The organism is Pseudomonas sp. 09C 129 (assembly GCF_002843625.1).
GTDB lineage: Bacteria > Pseudomonadota > Gammaproteobacteria > Pseudomonadales > Pseudomonadaceae > Aquipseudomonas > Aquipseudomonas chlororaphis.
Genome location: NZ_CP025261.1, coordinates 5,557,881 through 5,577,912, shown reverse-complemented (window position 1 = coordinate 5,577,912; position 20,032 = coordinate 5,557,881). Strand labels below are relative to the sequence as shown.

17 protein-coding genes and 1 riboswitch are annotated in these 20,032 nt (G+C 61.3%); of the genes, 14 read left to right on the top strand and 3 right to left on the bottom strand.

The annotated features are described in order from the left end of the window. Nucleotides 1-45: 45 nt before the first annotated feature. Nucleotides 46-1,293: a ribonucleotide-diphosphate reductase subunit beta gene (locus CXQ81_RS24820; protein WP_101338821.1), complete on the bottom strand. Its 1,248-nt coding sequence runs from the start codon at nt 1,291-1,293 to the stop codon at nt 46-48. Between the two features lie 873 nt (nt 1,294-2,166). Then, nucleotides 2,167-2,430, bottom strand: a complete 264-nt coding sequence (locus CXQ81_RS24815; RefSeq protein WP_081002338.1) for a DUF2790 domain-containing protein — start codon at nt 2,428-2,430, stop codon at nt 2,167-2,169. Between the two features lie 412 nt (nt 2,431-2,842). On the opposite strand from CXQ81_RS24815, the gene acs reads away from it, so the two are divergent. The 14 genes from acs (at nt 2,843) to astE (ending at nt 18,944) form a co-directional block, all read left to right on the top strand. Then, nucleotides 2,843-4,798 carry an acetate--CoA ligase gene (gene acs / locus CXQ81_RS24810; RefSeq protein ID WP_007925196.1) on the top strand — a complete coding sequence of 652 codons (1,956 nt, stop codon included), beginning with the start codon at nt 2,843-2,845 and terminating at the stop codon, nt 4,796-4,798. A 682-nt stretch (nt 4,799-5,480) separates the two neighbouring features. Next, entirely contained in the window at nt 5,481-6,257 is a 777-nt protein-coding gene (locus CXQ81_RS24805) for an ABC transporter substrate-binding protein (RefSeq protein WP_007921537.1), read from the top strand. Nucleotides 6,258-6,348: 91 nt separating this feature from the next. Further along, on the top strand, nt 6,349-7,038 hold the full coding sequence (locus CXQ81_RS24800) for an ABC transporter permease (protein WP_007921541.1): 690 nt from the start codon (nt 6,349-6,351) through the stop codon (nt 7,036-7,038). Continuing rightward, on the top strand, nt 7,035-7,733 hold the full coding sequence (locus tag CXQ81_RS24795) for an ABC transporter permease (RefSeq protein ID WP_007921542.1): 699 nt from the start codon (nt 7,035-7,037) through the stop codon (nt 7,731-7,733). Before CXQ81_RS24800 ends, CXQ81_RS24795 begins: the two co-directional genes overlap by 4 nt. 1 nt (nt 7,734) lies before the next feature. Beyond that, a complete protein-coding gene (locus tag CXQ81_RS24790) occupies nt 7,735-8,847 on the top strand; it encodes a succinylglutamate desuccinylase/aspartoacylase family protein (RefSeq protein ID WP_101338820.1) in 1,113 nt (370 codons plus the stop codon). A gap of 23 nt (nt 8,848-8,870) precedes the next feature. Beyond that, a complete protein-coding gene (locus CXQ81_RS24785) occupies nt 8,871-9,635 on the top strand; it encodes an ABC transporter ATP-binding protein (RefSeq protein WP_007921545.1) in 765 nt (254 codons plus the stop codon). Nucleotides 9,636-9,749: 114 nt separating this feature from the next. Continuing rightward, the gene (gene argR, locus CXQ81_RS24780) at nt 9,750-10,730 is read left to right on the top strand and encodes a transcriptional regulator ArgR (protein ID WP_007921547.1); all 981 of its coding nucleotides are present in this window, start codon (nt 9,750-9,752) and stop codon (nt 10,728-10,730) included. 337 nt (nt 10,731-11,067) lie between these two features. Beyond that, nucleotides 11,068-12,288: an aspartate aminotransferase family protein gene (locus tag CXQ81_RS24775; RefSeq protein WP_101338819.1), complete on the top strand. Its 1,221-nt coding sequence runs from the start codon at nt 11,068-11,070 to the stop codon at nt 12,286-12,288. Nucleotides 12,289-12,421: 133 nt separating this feature from the next. After that, the gene (aruF, locus tag CXQ81_RS24770) at nt 12,422-13,441 is read left to right on the top strand and encodes an arginine/ornithine succinyltransferase subunit alpha (RefSeq protein WP_101338818.1); all 1,020 of its coding nucleotides are present in this window, start codon (nt 12,422-12,424) and stop codon (nt 13,439-13,441) included. 82 nt (nt 13,442-13,523) lie between these two features. Beyond that, nucleotides 13,524-14,549, top strand: coding sequence for an arginine N-succinyltransferase (astA, locus tag CXQ81_RS24765; protein ID WP_007921553.1), 1,026 nt, complete (start codon nt 13,524-13,526; stop codon nt 14,547-14,549). Beyond that, entirely contained in the window at nt 14,546-16,015 is a 1,470-nt protein-coding gene (astD, locus tag CXQ81_RS24760; protein ID WP_178081118.1) for a succinylglutamate-semialdehyde dehydrogenase, read from the top strand. Before astA ends, astD begins: the two co-directional genes overlap by 4 nt. Before the next feature lie 207 nt (nt 16,016-16,222). Further along, nucleotides 16,223-17,569 carry an N-succinylarginine dihydrolase gene (gene astB, locus CXQ81_RS24755; protein WP_101338816.1) on the top strand — a complete coding sequence of 449 codons (1,347 nt, stop codon included), beginning with the start codon at nt 16,223-16,225 and terminating at the stop codon, nt 17,567-17,569. 63 nt (nt 17,570-17,632) lie between these two features. Then, nucleotides 17,633-17,920 (top strand): hypothetical protein, encoded by a 288-nt coding sequence (locus CXQ81_RS24750; RefSeq protein WP_007921560.1) that lies wholly within the window; start codon nt 17,633-17,635, stop codon nt 17,918-17,920. Nucleotides 17,921-17,933: 13 nt separating this feature from the next. After that, a complete protein-coding gene (gene astE, locus CXQ81_RS24745; protein WP_007921561.1) occupies nt 17,934-18,944 on the top strand; it encodes a succinylglutamate desuccinylase in 1,011 nt (336 codons plus the stop codon). Nucleotides 18,945-19,130: 186 nt separating this feature from the next. Here the strand turns inward: astE and CXQ81_RS24740 are convergent, their stop codons facing one another. After that, nucleotides 19,131-19,637: a 6,7-dimethyl-8-ribityllumazine synthase gene (locus CXQ81_RS24740; RefSeq protein WP_053262292.1), complete on the bottom strand. Its 507-nt coding sequence runs from the start codon at nt 19,635-19,637 to the stop codon at nt 19,131-19,133. A gap of 122 nt (nt 19,638-19,759) precedes the next feature. Then, a riboswitch (FMN riboswitch) is annotated at nt 19,760-19,931 on the bottom strand. Nucleotides 19,932-20,032 lie beyond the last annotated feature (101 nt).

The window sequence follows — 20,032 nt, the reverse complement described above, 5'->3', positions numbered from 1 at the left end:
TTGTGCCGATTCAGATCGAGATCGGCACAGGGCAGGAGCTCGGAATCAATCCCAGCTCAGCGCGCCGCCAGTCTGATACTCGATCACGCGAGTCTCGAAGAAGTTCTTCTCTTTCTTCAAGTCCATGATTTCGCTCATCCATGGGAACGGGTTGGTGGTGCCCGGGTATTCTTCTTTCAGGCCGATCTGCGACAGGCGACGGTTGGCGATGAACTTGAGGTAGTCCTCCATCATCGCCGCGTTCATGCCCAGTACGCCGCGCGGCATGGTGTCGCGAGCGTATTCGATTTCCAGTTGGGTGCCCTGGAGGATCATCTGGGTGGCTTCTTCCTTCATCTCGGCATCCCACAGGTGCGGGTTTTCGATCTTGATCTGGTTGATCACGTCGATACCGAAGTTCAGGTGCATGGATTCGTCGCGCAGGATGTACTGGAACTGCTCGGCGACGCCGGTCATTTTGTTGCGGCGGCCCATGGACAGGATCTGGGTGAAGCCACAGTAGAAGAAGATGCCTTCCAGAACGCAGTAGTAGGCGATCAGGTTGCGCAGCAGTTCCTTGTCGGTGTCGACGGTGCCGGTTTCGAACTTCGGATCGGAGATCGAACGGGTGTACTTCAGGCCCCAGGCCGCTTTCTTGGCGACCGATGGAATCTCGTGGTACATGTTGAAGATCTCGCCTTCATCCATGGCCAACGATTCGATGCAGTACTGGTAGGCGTGGGTGTGGATCGCCTCTTCGAACGCTTGGCGCAGGATGTACTGGCGGCATTCCGGGTTGGTGATCAGGCGGTACACGGCCAGTACCAGGTTGTTGGCAACCAGGGAGTCGGCGGTGGAGAAGAAGCCCAGGTTACGCATCACGATGCGGCGCTCGTCGTCGGTCAGGCCTTCCGGGTTTTTCCAGAGGGCGATGTCGGCGGTCATGTTGACTTCTTGCGGCATCCAGTGGTTTGCGCAACCGTCCAGGTACTTCTGCCAGGCCCAGTCGTATTTGAATGGCACCAGCTGGTTGAGGTCGGCGCGGCAGTTGATCATGCGCTTTTCATCGACGGCGACACGGGCGGAAGCACCTTCCAGCTCGGCCAGGCCTTCGGCGATGTCGAGCTGGTCCAGGGATGCCTTGGCACGGGCAACGGCAGCGGAATCACTGGCGGTTACGGCGCGGGCTTCGAGAGCGGCGGCACCACCGGCGCTGTCGAGTTTGTCCATGGCAGCTTCGGCAGCGTGGCCGGCGTTGGCGCCTTTAACGGTGACTTCGCCTTCTTCTTTGTCGAATTCGTCCCAGCTCAGCATGACGTGTCGTCTCCTGCGTGAGGGCCAGATGCCCGTGTGAAAACTGATGGTTGGCTTTTCACACGGCCGAACTGGCCGCGTTGGATCTTAAGGAATCGTTTGTTGCGGCAGCTAACGCAGGCAATAAACAAAAATATGTACGGGAGTTCCGAGGCGGTTATGGGCGCAGAGGACCGAGTCGACTCCTGCGTTGGCTTCGGATTGGCTGTTTATCCCTGTAAGGGAATATTGCAGGCCCGTTTTAAGGCCGCATTATAGGGATTTTTTTGCCGCTGTGGTGCGACGAAGTGGCTCACGATTCGGTTGGCGAGGGGCGTGATCGCGGCGGAGCGAGGGTTTACAAGGCTTTGGCCGGCAAAGATTTTTTTTCACCCGGTTTTGCGGTTTTTTGCCGCCTGGAAGCGATCCGAGGCCTTGGCTTTTTCGCGCAATGCTCTGCAAGCCCTGTAGTACATGGCTTACAGGGAAGGTCGTGGGCTTTGGTAGACAGGATTGTGTTCAATTCACGGTACAAATTGTCAGTCGTATATTTTGCTCAAAAAATAAGCAAAAAAACGCTTTTGCCACTACATCTTGTGTTGGATGATCAATTCTTGACCTTTGAAACACTACTGTCCCGGGTTGCCACCCGAGGTCGCTCTTGATGCTCGAGAAGGCATTTTCGGACCATCATCAAGCCCCTTGGGGCGATACGGAAACGCTCCCTGCAAGGTGGCTCGACAGATGAAAAAGGGGAGTGCGAAAGCCGTGGTCGCACTGCATTGGGCGATGGCTTGCAACCAGTCTGGATTCAGCTGTGCATCTGGCCATCTTTGCCGCAAGAAAGATCTCTTGCGGCCGGCAATTGTTGGAACTTGAAGAGCAACTTTAGTATCAGCCGTTAGAGCAGCCGTTACCCATGACGCGGTATTGCAGAATGTGCCGCAGACCTTTCGAGTCTTCATATTCCATACGTGCAGGTACAACTTCGCATACATTTGGAACTTCGCTCATGGATATAACTTTGGCGATGTCCAGGTCGGACGAGTAAGAGTATTCCTCTACTGCTGGTTGCTGGCTTGCGACATCAGTCGGGATCTCGTCGGCCATTGCTGTAACGCAAAGACTGCTGAGGGCCAGAACTAATAAAGCTTTCATTTTGATTTCACCTTTCTAAGGTCGTGTGGGGTCACGCAGCCTTTGTGGGGCTGCGTGTGGAACTTGAGTAGAAGTCTGGATTAACTGCCTTCGTGGGGGCTGTAACTTGGTTAATCACATTGCCTTGTTGGCGAGGTTGATTTTAGGCGCCTGAGTAGGCGCTATACAGGCGTGCTTTTGATAAACACTATTGACGGTTTTTGTAACAATCCCGGTAAAAACGACCCCCAGCGGCCTGGCAGCGGTCTTCTACTTACCGCAGAAACTACCGCAAGTCCCGTAATAGAGGGGGTAAAGCACTTTTCAGGGGGATCGGCTGGGGGTTGTTACTACCATCGTCGAATGGTTCTATAGGCCCGCCCCGGCTACAACGGGGTCATACAACAACAACTATGTCACCGAGGTAAGAAAGATGAGTGCGGCTTCTCTGTATCCCGTTCGTCCCGAGGTTGCGGCCAACACGCTGACTGACGAGGCGACCTACAAGGCCATGTACCAGCAGTCGGTCGTCAACCCGGACGGCTTCTGGCGCGAGCAAGCCAAGCGCCTCGACTGGATCAAGCCTTTCACCACGGTGAAGCAGACCTCCTTCGACGATCACCATGTCGATATCAAATGGTTTGCCGACGGCACCCTCAACGTTTCCTACAACTGCCTGGATCGCCATCTGGCCGAGCGCGGCGATCAGATCGCGATCATCTGGGAAGGCGACGATCCTTCCGAAAGCCGCAACATCACCTACCGCGAACTGCACGAGCAGGTCTGCAAGTTCGCCAACGCCCTGCGTGGCCAGGACGTGCACCGCGGCGACGTGGTGACTATCTATATGCCGATGATTCCCGAAGCCGTGGTCGCCATGCTGGCCTGTACCCGGATCGGCGCGATTCACTCGGTGGTATTCGGCGGCTTTTCGCCGGAAGCGCTGGCCGGGCGGATCATCGACTGCAAATCCAAAGTGGTGATCACCGCCGACGAAGGCATTCGCGCGGGCAAGAAGATTCCGCTCAAGGCCAATGTCGACGATGCGCTGACCAACCCGGAAACCAGCAGCATCCAGAAGGTCATCGTGTGCAAGCGCACCAATGGCCAGATCAAGTGGAACCAGCATCGCGACATCTGGTACGAAGACTTGATGAAAGTGGCCGGTACCGTCTGCGCACCTAAAGAAATGGGTGCCGAGGAAGCGCTGTTCATCCTTTATACCTCCGGCTCCACCGGTAAGCCCAAAGGCGTGCAGCACACCACTGGCGGCTACCTGCTGTACGCGGCCCTGACCCACGAGCGCGTATTCGATTACCGTCCGGGGGAAATCTACTGGTGCACCGCCGACGTCGGCTGGGTTACTGGCCACACCTATATCGTCTATGGTCCGCTGGCCAATGGCGCGACCACCGTGCTGTTCGAGGGCGTGCCTAACTATCCGGACGTGACCCGCGTGGCGAAGATCGTCGACAAGCACAAGGTCAATATCCTCTACACCGCGCCGACCGCGATCCGCGCCATGATGGCCTCGGGTAACGCCGCCTGCGCAGGCGCCGATGGCAGCAGCCTGCGCCTGCTGGGTTCGGTGGGTGAGCCGATCAACCCGGAAGCCTGGGACTGGTACTACAAGAATGTCGGTCAATCCCGTTGCCCGATCGTCGATACCTGGTGGCAGACCGAGACCGGCGCCACCCTGATGAGCCCGCTGCCGGGCGCCCATGCCCTCAAGCCGGGTTCGGCGGCGCGTCCGTTCTTTGGCGTGGTGCCGGCGCTGGTGGACAACCTGGGCAACATTATCGAGGGCGCCGCCGAAGGCAACCTGGTGATCCTCGATTCGTGGCCAGGCCAGGCGCGCACCCTGTATGGCGACCACGATCGTTTTGTCGATACCTACTTCAAGACGTTCCGTGGCATGTACTTCACCGGTGACGGTGCCCGTCGCGATGAAGACGGCTACTGGTGGATCACCGGGCGGGTGGACGATGTGCTCAACGTCTCCGGCCACCGCATGGGGACCGCGGAGATCGAAAGCGCGATGGTCGCTCACCCGAAAGTCGCCGAAGCGGCGGTGGTCGGTGTGCCCCACGACATCAAGGGGCAGGGCATCTATGTCTACGTCACCCTCAACGGTGGCGAAGAGCCGAGCGAAGCATTGCGCCTGGAGCTGAAGAACTGGGTGCGCAAGGAAATCGGTCCGATCGCCTCGCCGGATGTCATCCAGTGGGCGCCTGGCCTGCCGAAGACCCGTTCCGGGAAGATCATGCGCCGTATCCTGCGCAAGATCGCCACGGCGGAGTACGACAGCCTGGGGGATATCTCCACCCTGGCGGACCCGGGCGTGGTGCAGCATCTGGTCGATACCCACAAGACCATGAACGTCGCCTGAGACGGACCTGTGTCAGCGAAAGCCCCGCCCGGCCTTGTGCCGGGCGGGGCTTTTTTATGGGCGTTACTCAGTTCCCCTGTAGCCGCTGCAGAAGGCTGCGATCGGCTCCGCAGGAGACGCGCTCTTGAAGGCCCTGAAAGGCCCTTCGGGCCTTATCGCAGCCTGCGGCAGCGGCTACAGGCAGCGGCTTTTCGATCGAATAAATATCGGTATGTCCATCAGGCGTATCTGAATGTTACCGGGGGAGGGGAATGTGTAACCCGCTGCCCGGATTCGGGGCAATGAGAAACGCCAAGCCCTGTTTCAGGGCCTTTGCGGGGGCGGTAAAAAATAAGTCATAACGCTGCGCTTGCCGGAATAGAAGGCTTTGCGAATAATAGGCCCGCAATTTGCAGCACAGATTGGTTTACCGTCTTTTGCTCTTGCATAAACTTGAAGAGCTGTCAATGTGCTCGACCTGGTTTCTCGGTGCTTCTGTAATTTGTTGTCGCATTGAGGAAATATCGGCTTCGGGCCTGTCGTTAGAATGCCGATCACTCGCTCGTCGTTGCCTGCCCGGGAACCCGCATGGGGTTCGTGGCCAGGTCCTCAAGGACGCAGCACCGCTATCAGGTTCCACCCATTCGCATATTGGGCTGTCGCTCACTCTGCCGTTTTCGCCCTTTACCGATGGAGTCCTAAGATGAAGAAACTCGTGCTTCTTGGCGCCCTGGCACTGTCCTCCGTACTTTCCCTGCCGACGTTCGCCGATGAAAAGCCTCTGAAAATTGGTATCGAAGCGGCTTACCCTCCATTCGCCTCCAAGGCTCCGGACGGCAGCATCGTCGGTTTCGACTACGACATCGGCAACGCCCTGTGCGAAGAAATGAAGGTCAAGTGCGTGTGGGTCGAGCAGGAGTTCGACGGCCTGATCCCTGCGCTCAAGGTTCGCAAGATCGATGCGATCCTGTCGTCCATGTCGATCACCGACGACCGCAAGAAGTCCGTGGACTTCACCGGCAAGTACTACAACACCCCTGCGCGCCTGGTCATGAAGGCCGGTACCCAGGTCAGCGATGGCCTGACCGAGCTCAAGGGCAAGAACATCGGCGTGCAGCGTGGTTCGATCCACGAGCGTTTCGCCCGTGAAGTGCTGGCTCCGCTGGGTGCCGAGATCAAGCCATATGGCTCGCAGAACGAGATCTACCTGGACGTGGCGGCCGGTCGCCTCGACGGCACCGTGGCAGACGCTACCCTGCTGAATGACGGCTTCCTGAAAACCGACGCCGGCAAAGGCTTCGCGTTCGTCGGTCCGGCGTTCACCGACAGCAAATACTTCGGCGACGGCGTGGGTATCGCCGTACGCAAAGGCGATGCGCTGAAAGACAAGATCACCGGTGCGATCGCTGCCATTCGCGAGAACGGCAAGTACAAGCAAATCCAGGACAAGTACTTCGACTTCGACATTTACGGCCAGTAAATCGTCGAATCAGCAAGTCCGAGATGGCGCAAGCAGCAGAATCTCTGAAGTTTGCGCCATTTTTTCATCCCAATTTTCGAGGACCTGAATCATGTTGAAAGGCTACGGGGCTGTCATCCTCGATGGCGCTTGGCTGACGCTTCAGCTTGCCTTGTCGTCCATGGCCCTGGCCATCGTTCTGGGTCTGATCGGGGTCGCACTGCGTCTCTCGCCGGTGCGCTGGCTGGCGTGGCTGGGTGACCTGTATTCCACGGTGATCCGCGGGATTCCCGACCTGGTGCTGATCCTGCTGATCTTCTACGGCGGCCAGGACCTGCTCAACCGTGTCGCGCCAATGCTGGGTTACGACGACTACATCGACCTGAACCCGCTGGCTGCCGGTATCGGCACCCTGGGCTTCATCTTCGGTGCCTACCTGTCGGAGACCTTCCGCGGTGCCTTCATGGCGATTCCCAAGGGGCAGGCGGAGGCGGGGATGGCCTATGGCATGAACAGCTTCCAGGTGTTCTTCCGGGTGCTGGTGCCGCAGATGATCCGTCTGGCGATTCCGGGCTTTACCAACAACTGGCTGGTACTGACCAAGGCCACCGCGCTGATTTCGGTGGTGGGCCTGCAAGACATGATGTTCAAGGCCAAGCAGGCGGCTGACGCCACTCGCGAGCCTTTCACCTTCTTCCTCGCGGTGGCGGCGATGTACCTGGTTATTACCAGTGTCTCGTTGCTGGCATTGCGTCACCTTGAGAAGCGCTACTCGGTAGGCGTAAGGGCGGCTGATCTATGATCTTCGACTACAACGTCATCTATGAGGCCTTGCCGCTGTATTTCAGCGGCCTGCTGACCACCCTGAAACTCTTGGCCCTGTCGCTGTTCTTCGGCCTGCTGGCGGCGCTGCCCCTGGGGTTGATGCGGGTGTCCAAGCAGCCGATCGTCAACCTCAGCGCCTGGCTCTACACCTATGTGATCCGCGGCACGCCGATGCTGGTTCAACTGTTCCTGATCTACTACGGCCTGGCGCAGTTCGACGTGGTGCGTCAAAGCTTCCTCTGGCCTTGGCTGTCCAGTGCGACCTTCTGTGCGTGCCTGGCATTTGCCATCAACACCAGCGCCTACACCGCCGAAATCATCGCCGGCAGCCTCAAGGCCACGCCGAACGGCGAGATCGAAGCGGCCAAGGCCATGGGCATGTCGCGCTACAAAATGTATGCCCGCATCCTGCTGCCGTCGGCCTTGCGCCGGGCACTGCCGCAGTACAGCAATGAAGTGATCATGATGCTGCAGACCACCAGTCTGGCCTCCATCGTGACCCTGATCGACATCACCGGTGCGGCCCGTACGGTCAACGCGCAGTACTACCTGCCGTTCGAGGCCTACATCACCGCCGGCGTGTTCTACCTGTGCCTGACCTTTATCCTGGTGCGCCTGTTCAAGCTGGCCGAAGGCCGCTGGCTGCGTTACCTGGCGCCGCGGAAGCACTGATATGGAACGCATTGACCACGCATTGCCATGGAGCCACCTGGGCAGCGAGCGGCAGATCTCGGTGTTCCGTTTCGGCCACGGCGAGCGCAAGGCCTATATCCAGGCCAGTCTGCATGCGGACGAACTGCCCGGGATGCGCACCGCCTGGGAGCTGAAAAAGCGCCTGGCCGAACTGGAAGCCCAGGGCGCGCTGAACGGCGTGATCGAACTGGTGCCGGTGGCCAACCCGATGGGCCTGGGGCAGTTGTTGCAAGGCAATCACCAGGGGCGGTTCGAGGCCGGCAGCGGCAAGAACTTCAATCGCGATTTCGTCGAGCTGAGTGTGCCGGTCGCGGCCCGCCTGGAAGGGTGCCTGGGGGATGACCCGCACGCCAATATCCAGATGATTCGCCAGGCCATGAGTGATGTGCTGGCTGAACTGCCGGCGCCATCGAGCCAGCTGCAAGGCATGCAGCGTATTCTCCTGAGTCATGCCTGCACCGCGGACGTGGTGCTGGACCTGCACTGTGATACGGAAGCGGCGCTGCATATGTACGCCTTGCCGCAGCATTGGCCGCAGTGGCGTTCGCTGGCAGCCCATCTGAACGTGCGGGTCGGCTTGCTGGCGGAAGACTCTGGCGGCAGTTCGTTCGACGAGGCCTGTTCGCTGCCCTGGCTGCGCCTGTCGCGCCAGTTCCCGCAGGCGCAGATTCCGCTGGCCTGCCTGGCGACCACCCTCGAGCTGGGCGGTCAGGCCGACACCGGTCGTCCGCAAGCCGAGGCGCACGCCGAGGGCATCCTGGCGTTTCTCGCCGAGCAGGGGCTGATCGCGGACGAATGGCCGGCGCCGCAGCATGAAGCGTGTGAGGCCATGCCTTTCGAAGGCACCGAATTGTTGTTTGCGCCGCATCCCGGCGTGGTGAGTTTTCTGCGTCCGGCCGGTAGCTGGGTGGAGAAGGGCGAGCCGATTTTTGAAGTGATTGATCCCTTATCCGATCGGGTCAGCACCCTGTGTGCTGGCACCAGCGGCGTGTTGTTCGCCGTTGAGCGGCTGCGTTACGCCCAACCCGGTTTCTGGCTGGCCAAGGTGGCGGGGCGCGAAGCGCTGCGGCACGGGCGCTTGCTCAACGACTGACTGCTTTTGTGAGAACCGACAGCATGTACAAACTTGAAGTCCAAGACCTGCATAAACGCTATGGCAGTCACGAAGTGCTCAAGGGCGTGTCCCTGAAAGCGGCGGCTGGCGATGTGATCAGCATCATCGGCTCCAGTGGCTCCGGCAAATCCACCTTCCTGCGTTGCATCAACCTGCTGGAGCAGCCGCACGCCGGCAAGATCCTGCTGAACAACGAAGAGTTGAAGCTGGTGGCGAACAAGGACGGCGCCCTGAAGGCGGCCGATCCAAAACAGTTGCAGCGCATGCGTTCGCGCCTGTCGATGGTGTTCCAGCATTTCAACCTGTGGTCGCACATGACCGCCATCGAAAACATCATGGAAGCGCCGGTGCATGTGCTCGGCGTACCCAAGGCCGAAGCCCGTGAAAAGGCCGAACACTACCTGGCCAAGGTCGGCGTGGCGCATCGCAAGGATGCCTACCCGGGCCACATGTCCGGCGGTGAGCAGCAGCGTGTGGCGATCGCCCGGGCGCTGGCGATGGAGCCTGAGGTCATGCTGTTCGACGAGCCGACTTCGGCGCTCGACCCCGAGCTGGTGGGCGACGTGCTGAAAGTGATGCAGGCCCTGGCCCAGGAAGGCCGGACCATGGTGGTGGTGACCCACGAAATGGGCTTTGCCCGTGAAGTCTCGAACCAGCTGATATTCCTGCACAAGGGCCTGGTGGAAGAGAGCGGCAACCCCCGCGAAGTGCTGGTCAATCCGCAATCGGAACGTTTGCAACAATTCCTCTCGGGCAGCCTGAAGTAAATCGCTCCCGTAATGCACCAAATTAGGTCATGCTGCGCACCGCGCGCCAGATGGTCTAATTTGGTTGCAGCCGCCTTTGGCCTCTAACACTGTTTTCGTTTCGGATTGCCCGCCATGACTGCCCATCGAATTGGTTTCCTGATTTGGCCCAGCACTAAAGCCTTGACGCTGGCGCTGGCCGAGGAGGCCTTGCGTGTCGCTCAGCGCGTGCATCCGGAAGTGGTCTACGAACTGGCCTTCCTGCAGGCCGAGGCGCCGGCCGACGGCGCCTGGCAACTGCCCGGTGAACCCTGGTCGGGCAAGCTCGAAGGCTGCCAGAAACTGTTCCTGCTGGCCGATGAGCCGCCTGCCACCCTGGCGCCGGCCCTGAGCAGCGCGCTCAAGCAACTGGTGCGCGCCGGCTGTGTGATCGGTGGTTTGTCCGCCGGTGTGTATCCCCTGGCGCAGCTGGGGTTCCTCGACGGTTATCGGGCGGCGGTGCACTGGCGCTGGCAGGATGATTTTGCCGAGCGTTTTCCCAAGGTCATCGCCACCAGTCATCTGTTCGATTGGGATCGCGATCGCCTGACGGCCTGCGGCGGAATGTCGGTGCTGGATCTGTTGCTGGCGGTGCTGGCCCGTGACCACGGCGCGGAACTGGCCGGCGCGGTCTCGGAAGAACTGGTGGTAGAGCGGATCCGCGAAGGCGGCGAGCGCCAACGCATTCCGTTGCAGAACCGCCTGGGTTCCAGCCACCCGAAGCTGACCCAGGCGGTGCTGCTGATGGAGGCCAATATCGAGGAGCCGCTGACCACCGACGAAATCGCCCAGCATGTGTGTGTCTCGCGTCGGCAGCTGGAGCGGATCTTCAAGCAATACCTCAATCGCGTGCCGAGCCAGTACTACCTGGAATTGCGCCTGAACAAGGCGCGGCAGATGCTGATGCAGACCAGCAAATCGATCATCCAGATCGGCCTGTCCTGCGGTTTCTCCTCGGGGCCGCATTTCTCCAGCGCCTACCGCAACTTCTTCGGCGCCACGCCGCGGGAGGACCGCAACCAGCGGCGCAGCAGCAGCCCGTTCGAACTGTCTTCGGTGCCTTCCGAGCGCGGTTGATCCACCTCTTCGTTTTGTCTGTCAGTTTTTATCGCGAGCAATCGAGCGTCGACCGGCTGCTCCTACAGAAGATCACTTCCTTTTGCAGGAGCAAGCTTGCTCGCGATGGCGCCGTAATGTGTGGTGCAAATCGTTGGACAATCCTGCCGTTAAAGCCTCCAGCAGTTTAAACTGCGCCTTTGCGACGCTATTTGTCGCATTGCCGTAAACCCGCGTAAAACCGGGGTTGGCGCTATAAGAAGTTGTCGCTTGGCGACAAGGCCGGGCAGAAAACTGTCCTTACAATCCCCCCATCGCTCGCCAGTTTCAGGCAGGCGTTCCTCTTCAGGAGACTCCGATGTCCGTTGAGCAAGCTCCGGTGCAACGCGCCGATTTCGATCAGGTCATGGTTCCCAACTATGCGCCTGCGGCTTTCATTCCTGTGCGTGGCGCGGGTTCCCGAGTCTGGGATCAGTCGGGCCGAGAGCTGATCGACTTTGCCGGCGGGATCGCGGTCAACGTACTGGGCCACGCCCATCCGGCGCTGGTTGCTGCTCTGACCGAGCAGGCCAACAAGCTGTGGCACGTATCCAACGTCTTCACCAACGAGCCGGCCCTGCGCCTGGCCCACAAATTGGTCGACGCCACCTTTGCCGAGCGCGCGTTCTTCTGCAACTCCGGGGCCGAGGCCAACGAGGCCGCCTTCAAGCTGGCCCGTCGTGTCGCTTTCGACCGTTTCGGCGCGGAAAAATACGAAATCATCGCGGCCCTCAACAGCTTCCACGGTCGCACCCTGTTCACCGTGAACGTCGGCGGCCAGTCGAAATACTCCGATGGCTTTGGTCCTAAAATCACCGGTATCACCCACGTTCCCTACAACGATCTGGCGGCATTGAAAGCGGCGATTTCGGACAAGACCTGCGCGGTGGTACTGGAGCCGATCCAGGGCGAAGGCGGTGTATTGCCGGCCGAGCAGGCTTACCTGCAAGGCGCCCGCGAGCTGTGCGACGCGCACAACGCGCTGCTGGTGTTCGACGAAGTGCAGACCGGCATGGGCCGCAGCGGCGAGCTGTTCGCCTATATGCACTACGGCGTGACCCCGGACATCCTGACCAGCGCCAAGAGCCTGGGCGGCGGTTTCCCGATTGCTGCGATGCTGACCACCGAGGCGCTGGCCAAGCACCTGGTGGTCGGTACCCACGGCACCACCTACGGCGGCAACCCGCTGGCATGCGCGGTGGCCGGCGCGGTGATCGACGTGATCAACACGCCCGAAGTGCTGAACGGCGTGAAGGCCAAGCACGATCGCTTCAAGACCCGCCTGCTGCAGATCGGCGAGAAATACGGCCTGTTCACCGAAGTGCGTGGCCTGGGCCTGCTGCTCGGTTGTGTGCTCAGCGATGCCTGGAAAGGCAAGGCCAAGGACGTGTTCAACGCCGCTGAAAAAGAAAACCTGATGATCCTCCAGGCCGGCCCGGACGTGGTGCGTTTCGCCCCGAGCCTGGTGGTCGAGGAAGCGGACATCGAAGAGGGCCTGCTGCGCTTCGAGCGCGCGGTCGCCAAGCTGACCCAGGCCTGATTCGGGCCGCGGTACTTCTCGGCGCTTGTCTGCAGGGCAGGCGTCGAGCCTCATTTTCGGTGCCGGGCTGTCCCGGCATTTTTTTCCCTGAGTCGGCCTCCTGGCCGGCCTGTTTCGAGTAAGGAGTGACACCATGCTGGTGATGCGCCCCGCGCAAATGGCTGATCTGGGCGAGGTACAGCGTCTGGCTGCGGACAGCCCGATTGGTGTCACTTCCTTGCCGGATGACGTGGAACGCCTGAGCGACAAGATCGCCGCAAGCGAGGCTTCGTTCGCCGCCGAGGTGAGCTTCAATGGCGAGGAGAGCTACTTCTTCGTCCTCGAAGACACCGAAACCGGCAAGTTGGTAGGTTGCTCGGCCATCGTCGCCTCGGCCGGTTATTCCGAGCCGTTCTACAGCTTCCGTAACGAGACCTTCGTGCACGCCTCCCGCGAGCTGAAGATCCACAACAAGATCCACGTGCTTTCCCAGTGCCACGACCTGACCGGCAACAGCCTGCTGACCAGCTTCTATGTGGTCCCGGAGCTGGTGGGTTCGCCGTGGTCGGAACTCAATTCCCGCGGCCGCCTGCTGTTCGTCGCCAGCCACCCTGAGCGTTTCGCCGATTCGGTGGTGACCGAGATCGTTGGCTACAGCGATGAGAATGGAGACTCGCCGTTCTGGGATGCCATCGGTCGCAACTTCTTCGACCTCAACTACGCCGCCGCCGAGCGTCTGTGCGGGCTGAAAAGCCGCACCTTCCTCGCCGAGCTGATGCCGCATTACCCGATCTATGTGCCGCTGCTGCCGGATGCCGCGCAGGAAGCCATGGGCCAGGTGCACCCGCGGGCGCAGATCACCTTCGACATCCTGATGCGTGAAGGCTTCGAGACCGACCATTACATCGACATCTTCGACGGTGGCCCGACCCTGCACGCCCGGGTCTCGGGGATCCGCTCGATCGCCCAGAGCCGCGTGGTGCCGGTGAAGATCGGCGAGGTCGCCAGGGGCGGCGGCCGCCAGTACCTGGTCGCCAATGCGCAGTTGCAGGATTACCGCGCGGTGCTGCTGGAGCTGGATTACGCGCCGGGCAAGCCGGTGACTCTGGATCTGCAAGCGGCCGAAGCCCTGGGCGTCGGCGAAGGTGCCAGCGTGCGCCTGGTGGCGGTTTAACGGCTGCGGCAAATGCCGGAAGAATCCTGGAAAGCAGCGAGTTTCGCGGGGGCCGTCAGCGGCTCCCGTCTGAGGAGATAGCATGATCGTTCGTCCCGTACGCAGCAGCGACTTACCCGCTCTGATCGACCTGGCCCGCAGCACCGGCACCGGCCTTACCACCTTGCCGGCCAACGAAGAACGCCTGAAACATCGCGTGGGCTGGGCGGAAAAGACCTTCCGTGGCGAAGCCGAGCGGGGCGATGCGGATTATCTGTTCGTGCTCGAGGACGACAATGGCCGCGTGGTGGGGATTTCCGCGATCGCCGGCGCCGTTGGCCTGCGCGAGCCCTGGTACAACTTCCGGGTCGGCCTGACCGTCAGCGCCTCCCAGGAACTGAACATCTACCGCGAGATTCCGACGCTGTTCCTGGCCAACGACCTGACCGGCAATTCCGAGCTGTGCTCGCTGTTCCTGCATGCCGATTATCGCACCGGCCTCAACGGCCGCATGCTGGCCAAGGCACGCATGCTGTTCATCGCCGAATTCCCGCAGCTGTTCGGCAACAAGATCATCGCCGAGATGCGCGGCATGTCCGATGAAGCCGGGCGCTCGCCATTCTGGGAAAGCCTGGGCCGGCACTTCTTCAAGATGGAGTTCAGCCAGGCCGACTACCTGACCGGCGTGGGTAACAAGGCGTTCATCGCCGAACTGATGCCGAAGTTCCCGCTGTACACCTGCTTCCTCTCCGAGGGCGCGCGCAACGTGATCGGCAAGGTGCACACCGATACCGAGCCGGCTCTGGCCATGCTCAAGAGCGAGGGCTTCAGCTACCAGGGTTACGTCGACATCTTCGACGCCGGCCCGGCGGTGGAGTGCGAAACCGCCAAGATCCGTGCGGTGCGCGACAGCCAGGCGCTGGTGTTGGCCATCGGCACGCCGGGCGACGACGCCACGCCTTTCCTGATTCACAACCGCAAGCGCGAGGACTGCCGGATCACCGCTGCACCCGCGCGCTTCGCGTCGGGCACCCTGGTGGTTGATGCGCTGACCGCCAAACGCCTGCAACTCAATGCGGGCGATCAGGTCCGTGCCGTTGCGCTGTCTGCTTCCCGGGAGTCGAAATAATGAACACGCTGTACATCGCAGGCCAATGGCTGCCAGGCCAGGGCGAAGCCTTTGAATCCTTGAATCCGGTGACCCAGCAGGTGCTGTGGTCGGGCAACGGCGCCACCGTCGCCCAGGTTGAAAGTGCGGTGCAGGCCGCGCGCCAGGCATTCCCGGCCTGGGCCAAGCGGTCGCTGGACGAGCGGATCGCGGTGCTGGAAGCCTTTGCCGCCAGCCTGAAAAGCCATGCCGACGAACTGGCGCGCTGCATCGGCGAGGAAACCGGCAAGCCGCTGTGGGAAGCCGCCACCGAAGTGACCAGCATGGTCAACAAGATCGCGATCTCGGTGCAGAGCTACCGTGAACGTACCGGCGAGAAGAGCGGCCCGCTGGGCGACGCCACCGCGGTATTGCGCCACAAGCCTCACGGTGTGGTGGCGGTGTTCGGCCCTTACAACTTCCCAGGCCATCTGCCTAACGGGCATATCGTTCCTGCGCTGCTGGCGGGTAACAGCGTGCTGTTCAAGCCCAGCGAGCTGACCCCGAAAGTCGCCGAGCTGACCGTCAAGTGCTGGATCGAAGCCGGCCTGCCGGCGGGCGTTCTGAACCTGCTGCAAGGTGCGCGGGAAACCGGCATCGCCCTGGCTGCCAACCCGGGGATCGACGGTCTGTTCTTCACCGGTTCCAGTCGTACCGGTAATCACCTGCATCAGCAGTTTGCCGGCCGCCCGGACAAGATCCTCGCGCTGGAGATGGGCGGTAACAATCCGCTGGTGGTGGACCAGGTCGCGGACCTGGACGCGGCGGTCTACACCATCATCCAGTCGGCCTTCATTTCCGCCGGCCAGCGTTGCACCTGCGCGCGCCGCCTGCTGGTGCCGCAAGGCGCCTGGGGCGATCAGTTGCTGGAGCGCCTGGTGGCGGTCAGCTCGACCATCGAGGTCGGTGCGTTCGACCAGCAGCCGGCACCATTCATGGGCTCGGTGATTTCCCTTGGCGCGGCCCGCGCGCTGATGCAGGCCCAGGAAAACCTGTTGGCCAATGGCGCCGTGGCGCTGCTGGAAATGACCCAGCCGCAGGTCCAGGCCGCACTGCTGACCCCGGGCATTCTCGACGTGACCGCCGTGGCCGAGCGCCCGGACGAAGAACTGTTCGGCCCCTTGCTGCAAGTGATTCGCTACGCCGATTTCGCAGCGGCGATCGCCGAGGCCAACGACACCCAATACGGCCTGGCAGCGGGCCTGCTGTCGGATTCCGAGGCGCGTTACCAGCAGTTCTGGCTGGAAAGCCGGGCCGGTATCGTCAACTGGAACAAGCAGCTGACCGGTGCCGCGAGCAGCGCGCCGTTCGGCGGTGTGGGTGCCTCGGGCAACCATCGCGCCAGTGCCTATTACGCGGCGGATTACTGCGCGTACCCGGTGGCGTCGCTGGAAGCCTCGAGCCTGACCTTGCCGAGCGCGCTGACGCCGGGTGTACGCCTGGGGTGATGGGTTGCGCCGCAGATTGCCGGAAGGTCCTGCGGACCTTATCGCAGCCTGCGAAGCGGCTACAGAGAGCGGCGGGGCGTCGGTGGTTGTGGTAACCCTGTAGCCGCTGCCGCAGGCTGCGATCGTCCCGCGAAGCGGGCGCCGACGGCCTCAAGACATGTACTGATACCGATGCCTATAACAACAGATTCTCGTGGAGCCTCGCTGATGAAATCCTATGAAGTCAATTTCGACGGTCTAGTGGGGCCTACCCATAACTACGGCGGCCTGTCCTACGGCAACGTCGCGTCCCAGAGCAACAGCCAGCAGTCTTCCAACCCCAGGGAAGCCGCGCTGCAGGGCCTGGCGAAAATGAAAGCGCTGATGGAAATGGGTTTCCAGCAAGGCGTGCTGGCGCCACAGGAACGCCCGGACGTGGCCGCCCTGCGTCGGCTGGGTTTTGCCGGCAGCGATGCACAGGTCATCGAGCGCGCCGCCAAGGATGCGATGCCGCTGCTGGTCGCCAGTTGCTCGGCGTCGAGCATGTGGGTGGCCAACGCCGCCACGGTCAGCCCGAGCGCCGACACCCGCGACGGTCGCGTGCATTTCACCGCCGCCAACCTGAACTGCAAATATCACCGCAGCATCGAGCACCCGACCACCAGTCGCGTACTGGGGGCGATGTTCGCCGACCAGAAGCACTTCGCCCATCACGCGGCGCTGCCGGCGGTGGCGCAGTTCGGCGATGAAGGCGCGGCCAACCACACCCGTTTCTGCCGTGACTACGGCCAGGCCGGTGTCGAGTTCTTCGTCTTCGGTCGCAGTGCCTTCGATACCCGCTACCCGGCACCGCAGAAGTACCCGGCGCGCCAGACCCTGGAAGCCTCGCAGGCCGTCGCCCGCCTGCACGGCCTGAGCGACGACGGAGTGGTGTATGCCCAGCAGAACCCGTCGGTGATCGACCAGGGTGTGTTCCACAACGATGTGATCGCGGTGGGTAACGGCGAAGTGCTGTTCTATCACGAAGACGCATTCCTCGAGACCGACAAGATGCTCGCCGAGCTGCAGGCCAAGCTGGGCAAGTGTGGCGGCAACTTCCAGTCGATCTGTGTGCCGCGCTCGCAGGTCACGGTGGAAGACGCGGTGCGTTCCTACCTGTTCAACAGTCAACTGCTGTCCCGCGCTGATGGCTCGATGCTGCTGATCGTGCCGGAAGAGTGCCGCGGCAACGAGCGTGTCTGGCAGTACCTGCAAAGCCTGACCAGCTCCGGCGGCCTGATCCGCGAAGTGAAAGTCTTCGACCTCAAGCAGAGCATGCAGAACGGCGGTGGCCCGGCGTGCCTGCGGCTACGGGTCGCGCTCAATCAAACCGAGCTGGCGGCGGTCAACCCAGGGGTTATCATGACTGCGCCGTTGTACGGCACGCTGACCCAATGGGTCGACAAGCACTACCGCGACCGCCTGAGCGAAAACGATCTGGCGGACCCGCAATTGCTGCTTGAGTGCCGGACGGCACTGGATGAACTGACGCAAATCCTTAAACTGGGCGCGGTTTATCCATTCCAGATCAATTAAAAGCCCGCGCCTGCTTCTGCTGATCCAGGCGCGCCGCTTTACCTCCAGATGAGAGCGTAATAAATGAGCGATACCCTGCAGCTGATCCTTGAAGACACCGACGGCACTCAACTGGAAACTTCCTGCACCCGCGTTGCCGTGATGTGGCAAGGCAAGGAACTGTGGATCCAGCAGGACGGCCGCGGCCAGCTGCTGATCGGCGTGGACGTCGAGGAGGGCGACGAAGAATACGCCAACCTGCTGCTGCGCCCATTGGCGACTAATCTGGTAAGTCTGCAACTGGAAATGGAACCGGCCGACGCGGGTGACGACGATCACGTGCACGGCCCTGACTGCCAGCACGACCATTAAGGAATAACGTTCTATGCTCGCCCTCGGCAAACTGCTTGAACTGACCCTCGCCGGTCGTGAACCGGCGGAGAAGACTCAACTGACTGTCGACGGCGTGCGGATGCGCTGGCTGAGCGAAGGTGCGCTGGAAGTCCGGCCACCCCAGGCGCGGGACAATGGCATGGATGTGCTGCTGTCGGCCGGCATCCACGGCAACGAGACGGCACCGATCGAGTTGCTCGACCGTCTGTTGCACGACATCGCCCGCGGCGACCTCAAGCCGTGCGCACGCATTCTGTTCCTGTTCGGCAATCCCGAGGCGATGCGCCGCGGCGAGCGTTTCATCGAGCAGGACATCAACCGGCTGTTCAATGGCCGTCATGAACAAAGCAGCGGCAACGAAGCCTTGCGCGCCTGCGAGCTGGAGCGCCTGGCGGCGAGTTTCTTCAGCCTGCCGGAGCGTACCCGCCTGCACTACGACCTGCACACGGCGATCCGCGGTTCGAAGATCGAACAGTTCGCCCTGTATCCGTGGAAGGAAGGTCGCCAGCACTCGCGCCGGGAACTGGCGCGCCTGCGGGCCGCGGGCATGCAGGCGGTGCTGCTGCAGAACAAACCATCCATCGTGTTCAGCTCCTATACCTACGACAAGCTGGACGCCGAGTCTTTCACCCTGGAACTGGGCAAGGCCCGGCCGTTCGGGCAGAACCAGGGGGTGAATGTCGAGCGTCTGGAAACCCGCCTCAAGCAGATCATCGAAGGCCGCGAACCGCCCATGGCGGAGGAGAAGCTGGATGGATTGCAGCTGTTCAGCGTCGCTCGGGAAATCATCAAGCACAGCGATACCTTCCACCTGCATCTGCCGGCGGACATCGAGAACTTCTCCGAACTGGAAGTGGGTTACCTGCTGGCCGACGATATCGCCCAGACCCGCTGGATAGTCGAGGAGGAGGGCGCGCGGATCATTTTCCCCAACCCCAAGGTGAAGAACGGCCTGCGTGCCGGAATTCTGATCGTGCCGACCACGGCTGACGGCCTGGCTTGATACGGCAATCTGTAGCCGCTGCCGAAGGCTGCGATCGACCGCGTAGCGGGCGCCGCTTTTGAGGTTGATTAGAAGGCCCTGCGGGCCTTATCGCAGCCTGCGGCAGCGGCCACAAAAAACATCGCGAGCCAGCTCGATCCCTGTAGGAGCAAGCTGGCTCGCGATTTTGCTTTCAGCGTCTGGCGCTTACACCGCTACCCGCTGCTCGTGACGACGCAGGGCGCGAGTCTTGTGCAGGGTGTCGGCGCAGGTCTTCGCCGCTTCCTGGCCCTTGTGCACGAAATGCTCGAAGAAGAACTTCTGATGTTCTTCACCAGCGTGGAAGTGGTGCGGGGTCAAGACCACCGAGAACACCGGCACTTCGGTTTCCAGCTGGACCTGCATCAGGCCACTGATCACCGACTGGGCGACGAATTCGTGGCGGTAGATACCGCCGTCCACCACCAGGCCCGCGGCGACGATGCCGGCATAACGACCGGACTTGGCCAGCAGCTTGGCGTGCAGTGGAATTTCAAAGGCGCCGCCGACTTCGAAGAAGTCGATATCGCTTTCCTGATAACCCTGGGCGAGCATTTCGCTGACGAACCCTTTGCGGCTCTGGTCGACGATTTCCTTGTGCCAGCAGGCCTGGATAAACGCCACGCGTTCGCCGTGATGCTGTTTGCTTTTGCTATCGATTGCGGTGGGTTGCATCTGTTCTGACTCCTGTTTGTGTGAAAAACAGGGCGTTATGAATCGAAAGGGATTTAAGGGTACGTACAGGCCAGGCGCACAAGCAGTCATGCGCAGGTCTGTGGACGGCCCTTTGGCACCAATCCCGTTCTCTCTTCATCCGGACTATGACCGTCGGCCCCGGGATCACACCGGGTCTGCTGACCTTGCCGTCATTCGCCGCCGAAGCGGTGCCTGTCGCCAAGCGCTCGCGGGCTATGCGCATTGCGCGCAATTACCGCCGGTGGGGAATTGCACCCCGCCCTGAGAACGTTGCCACCGGGCTTTGCGGCGGCGGTGAGTTTGTAACACATATTTTTCGGCGGTGCATTGCGGCGTTTGGATGATAAACATCGGTTTTTCATGTTCATCGCTGG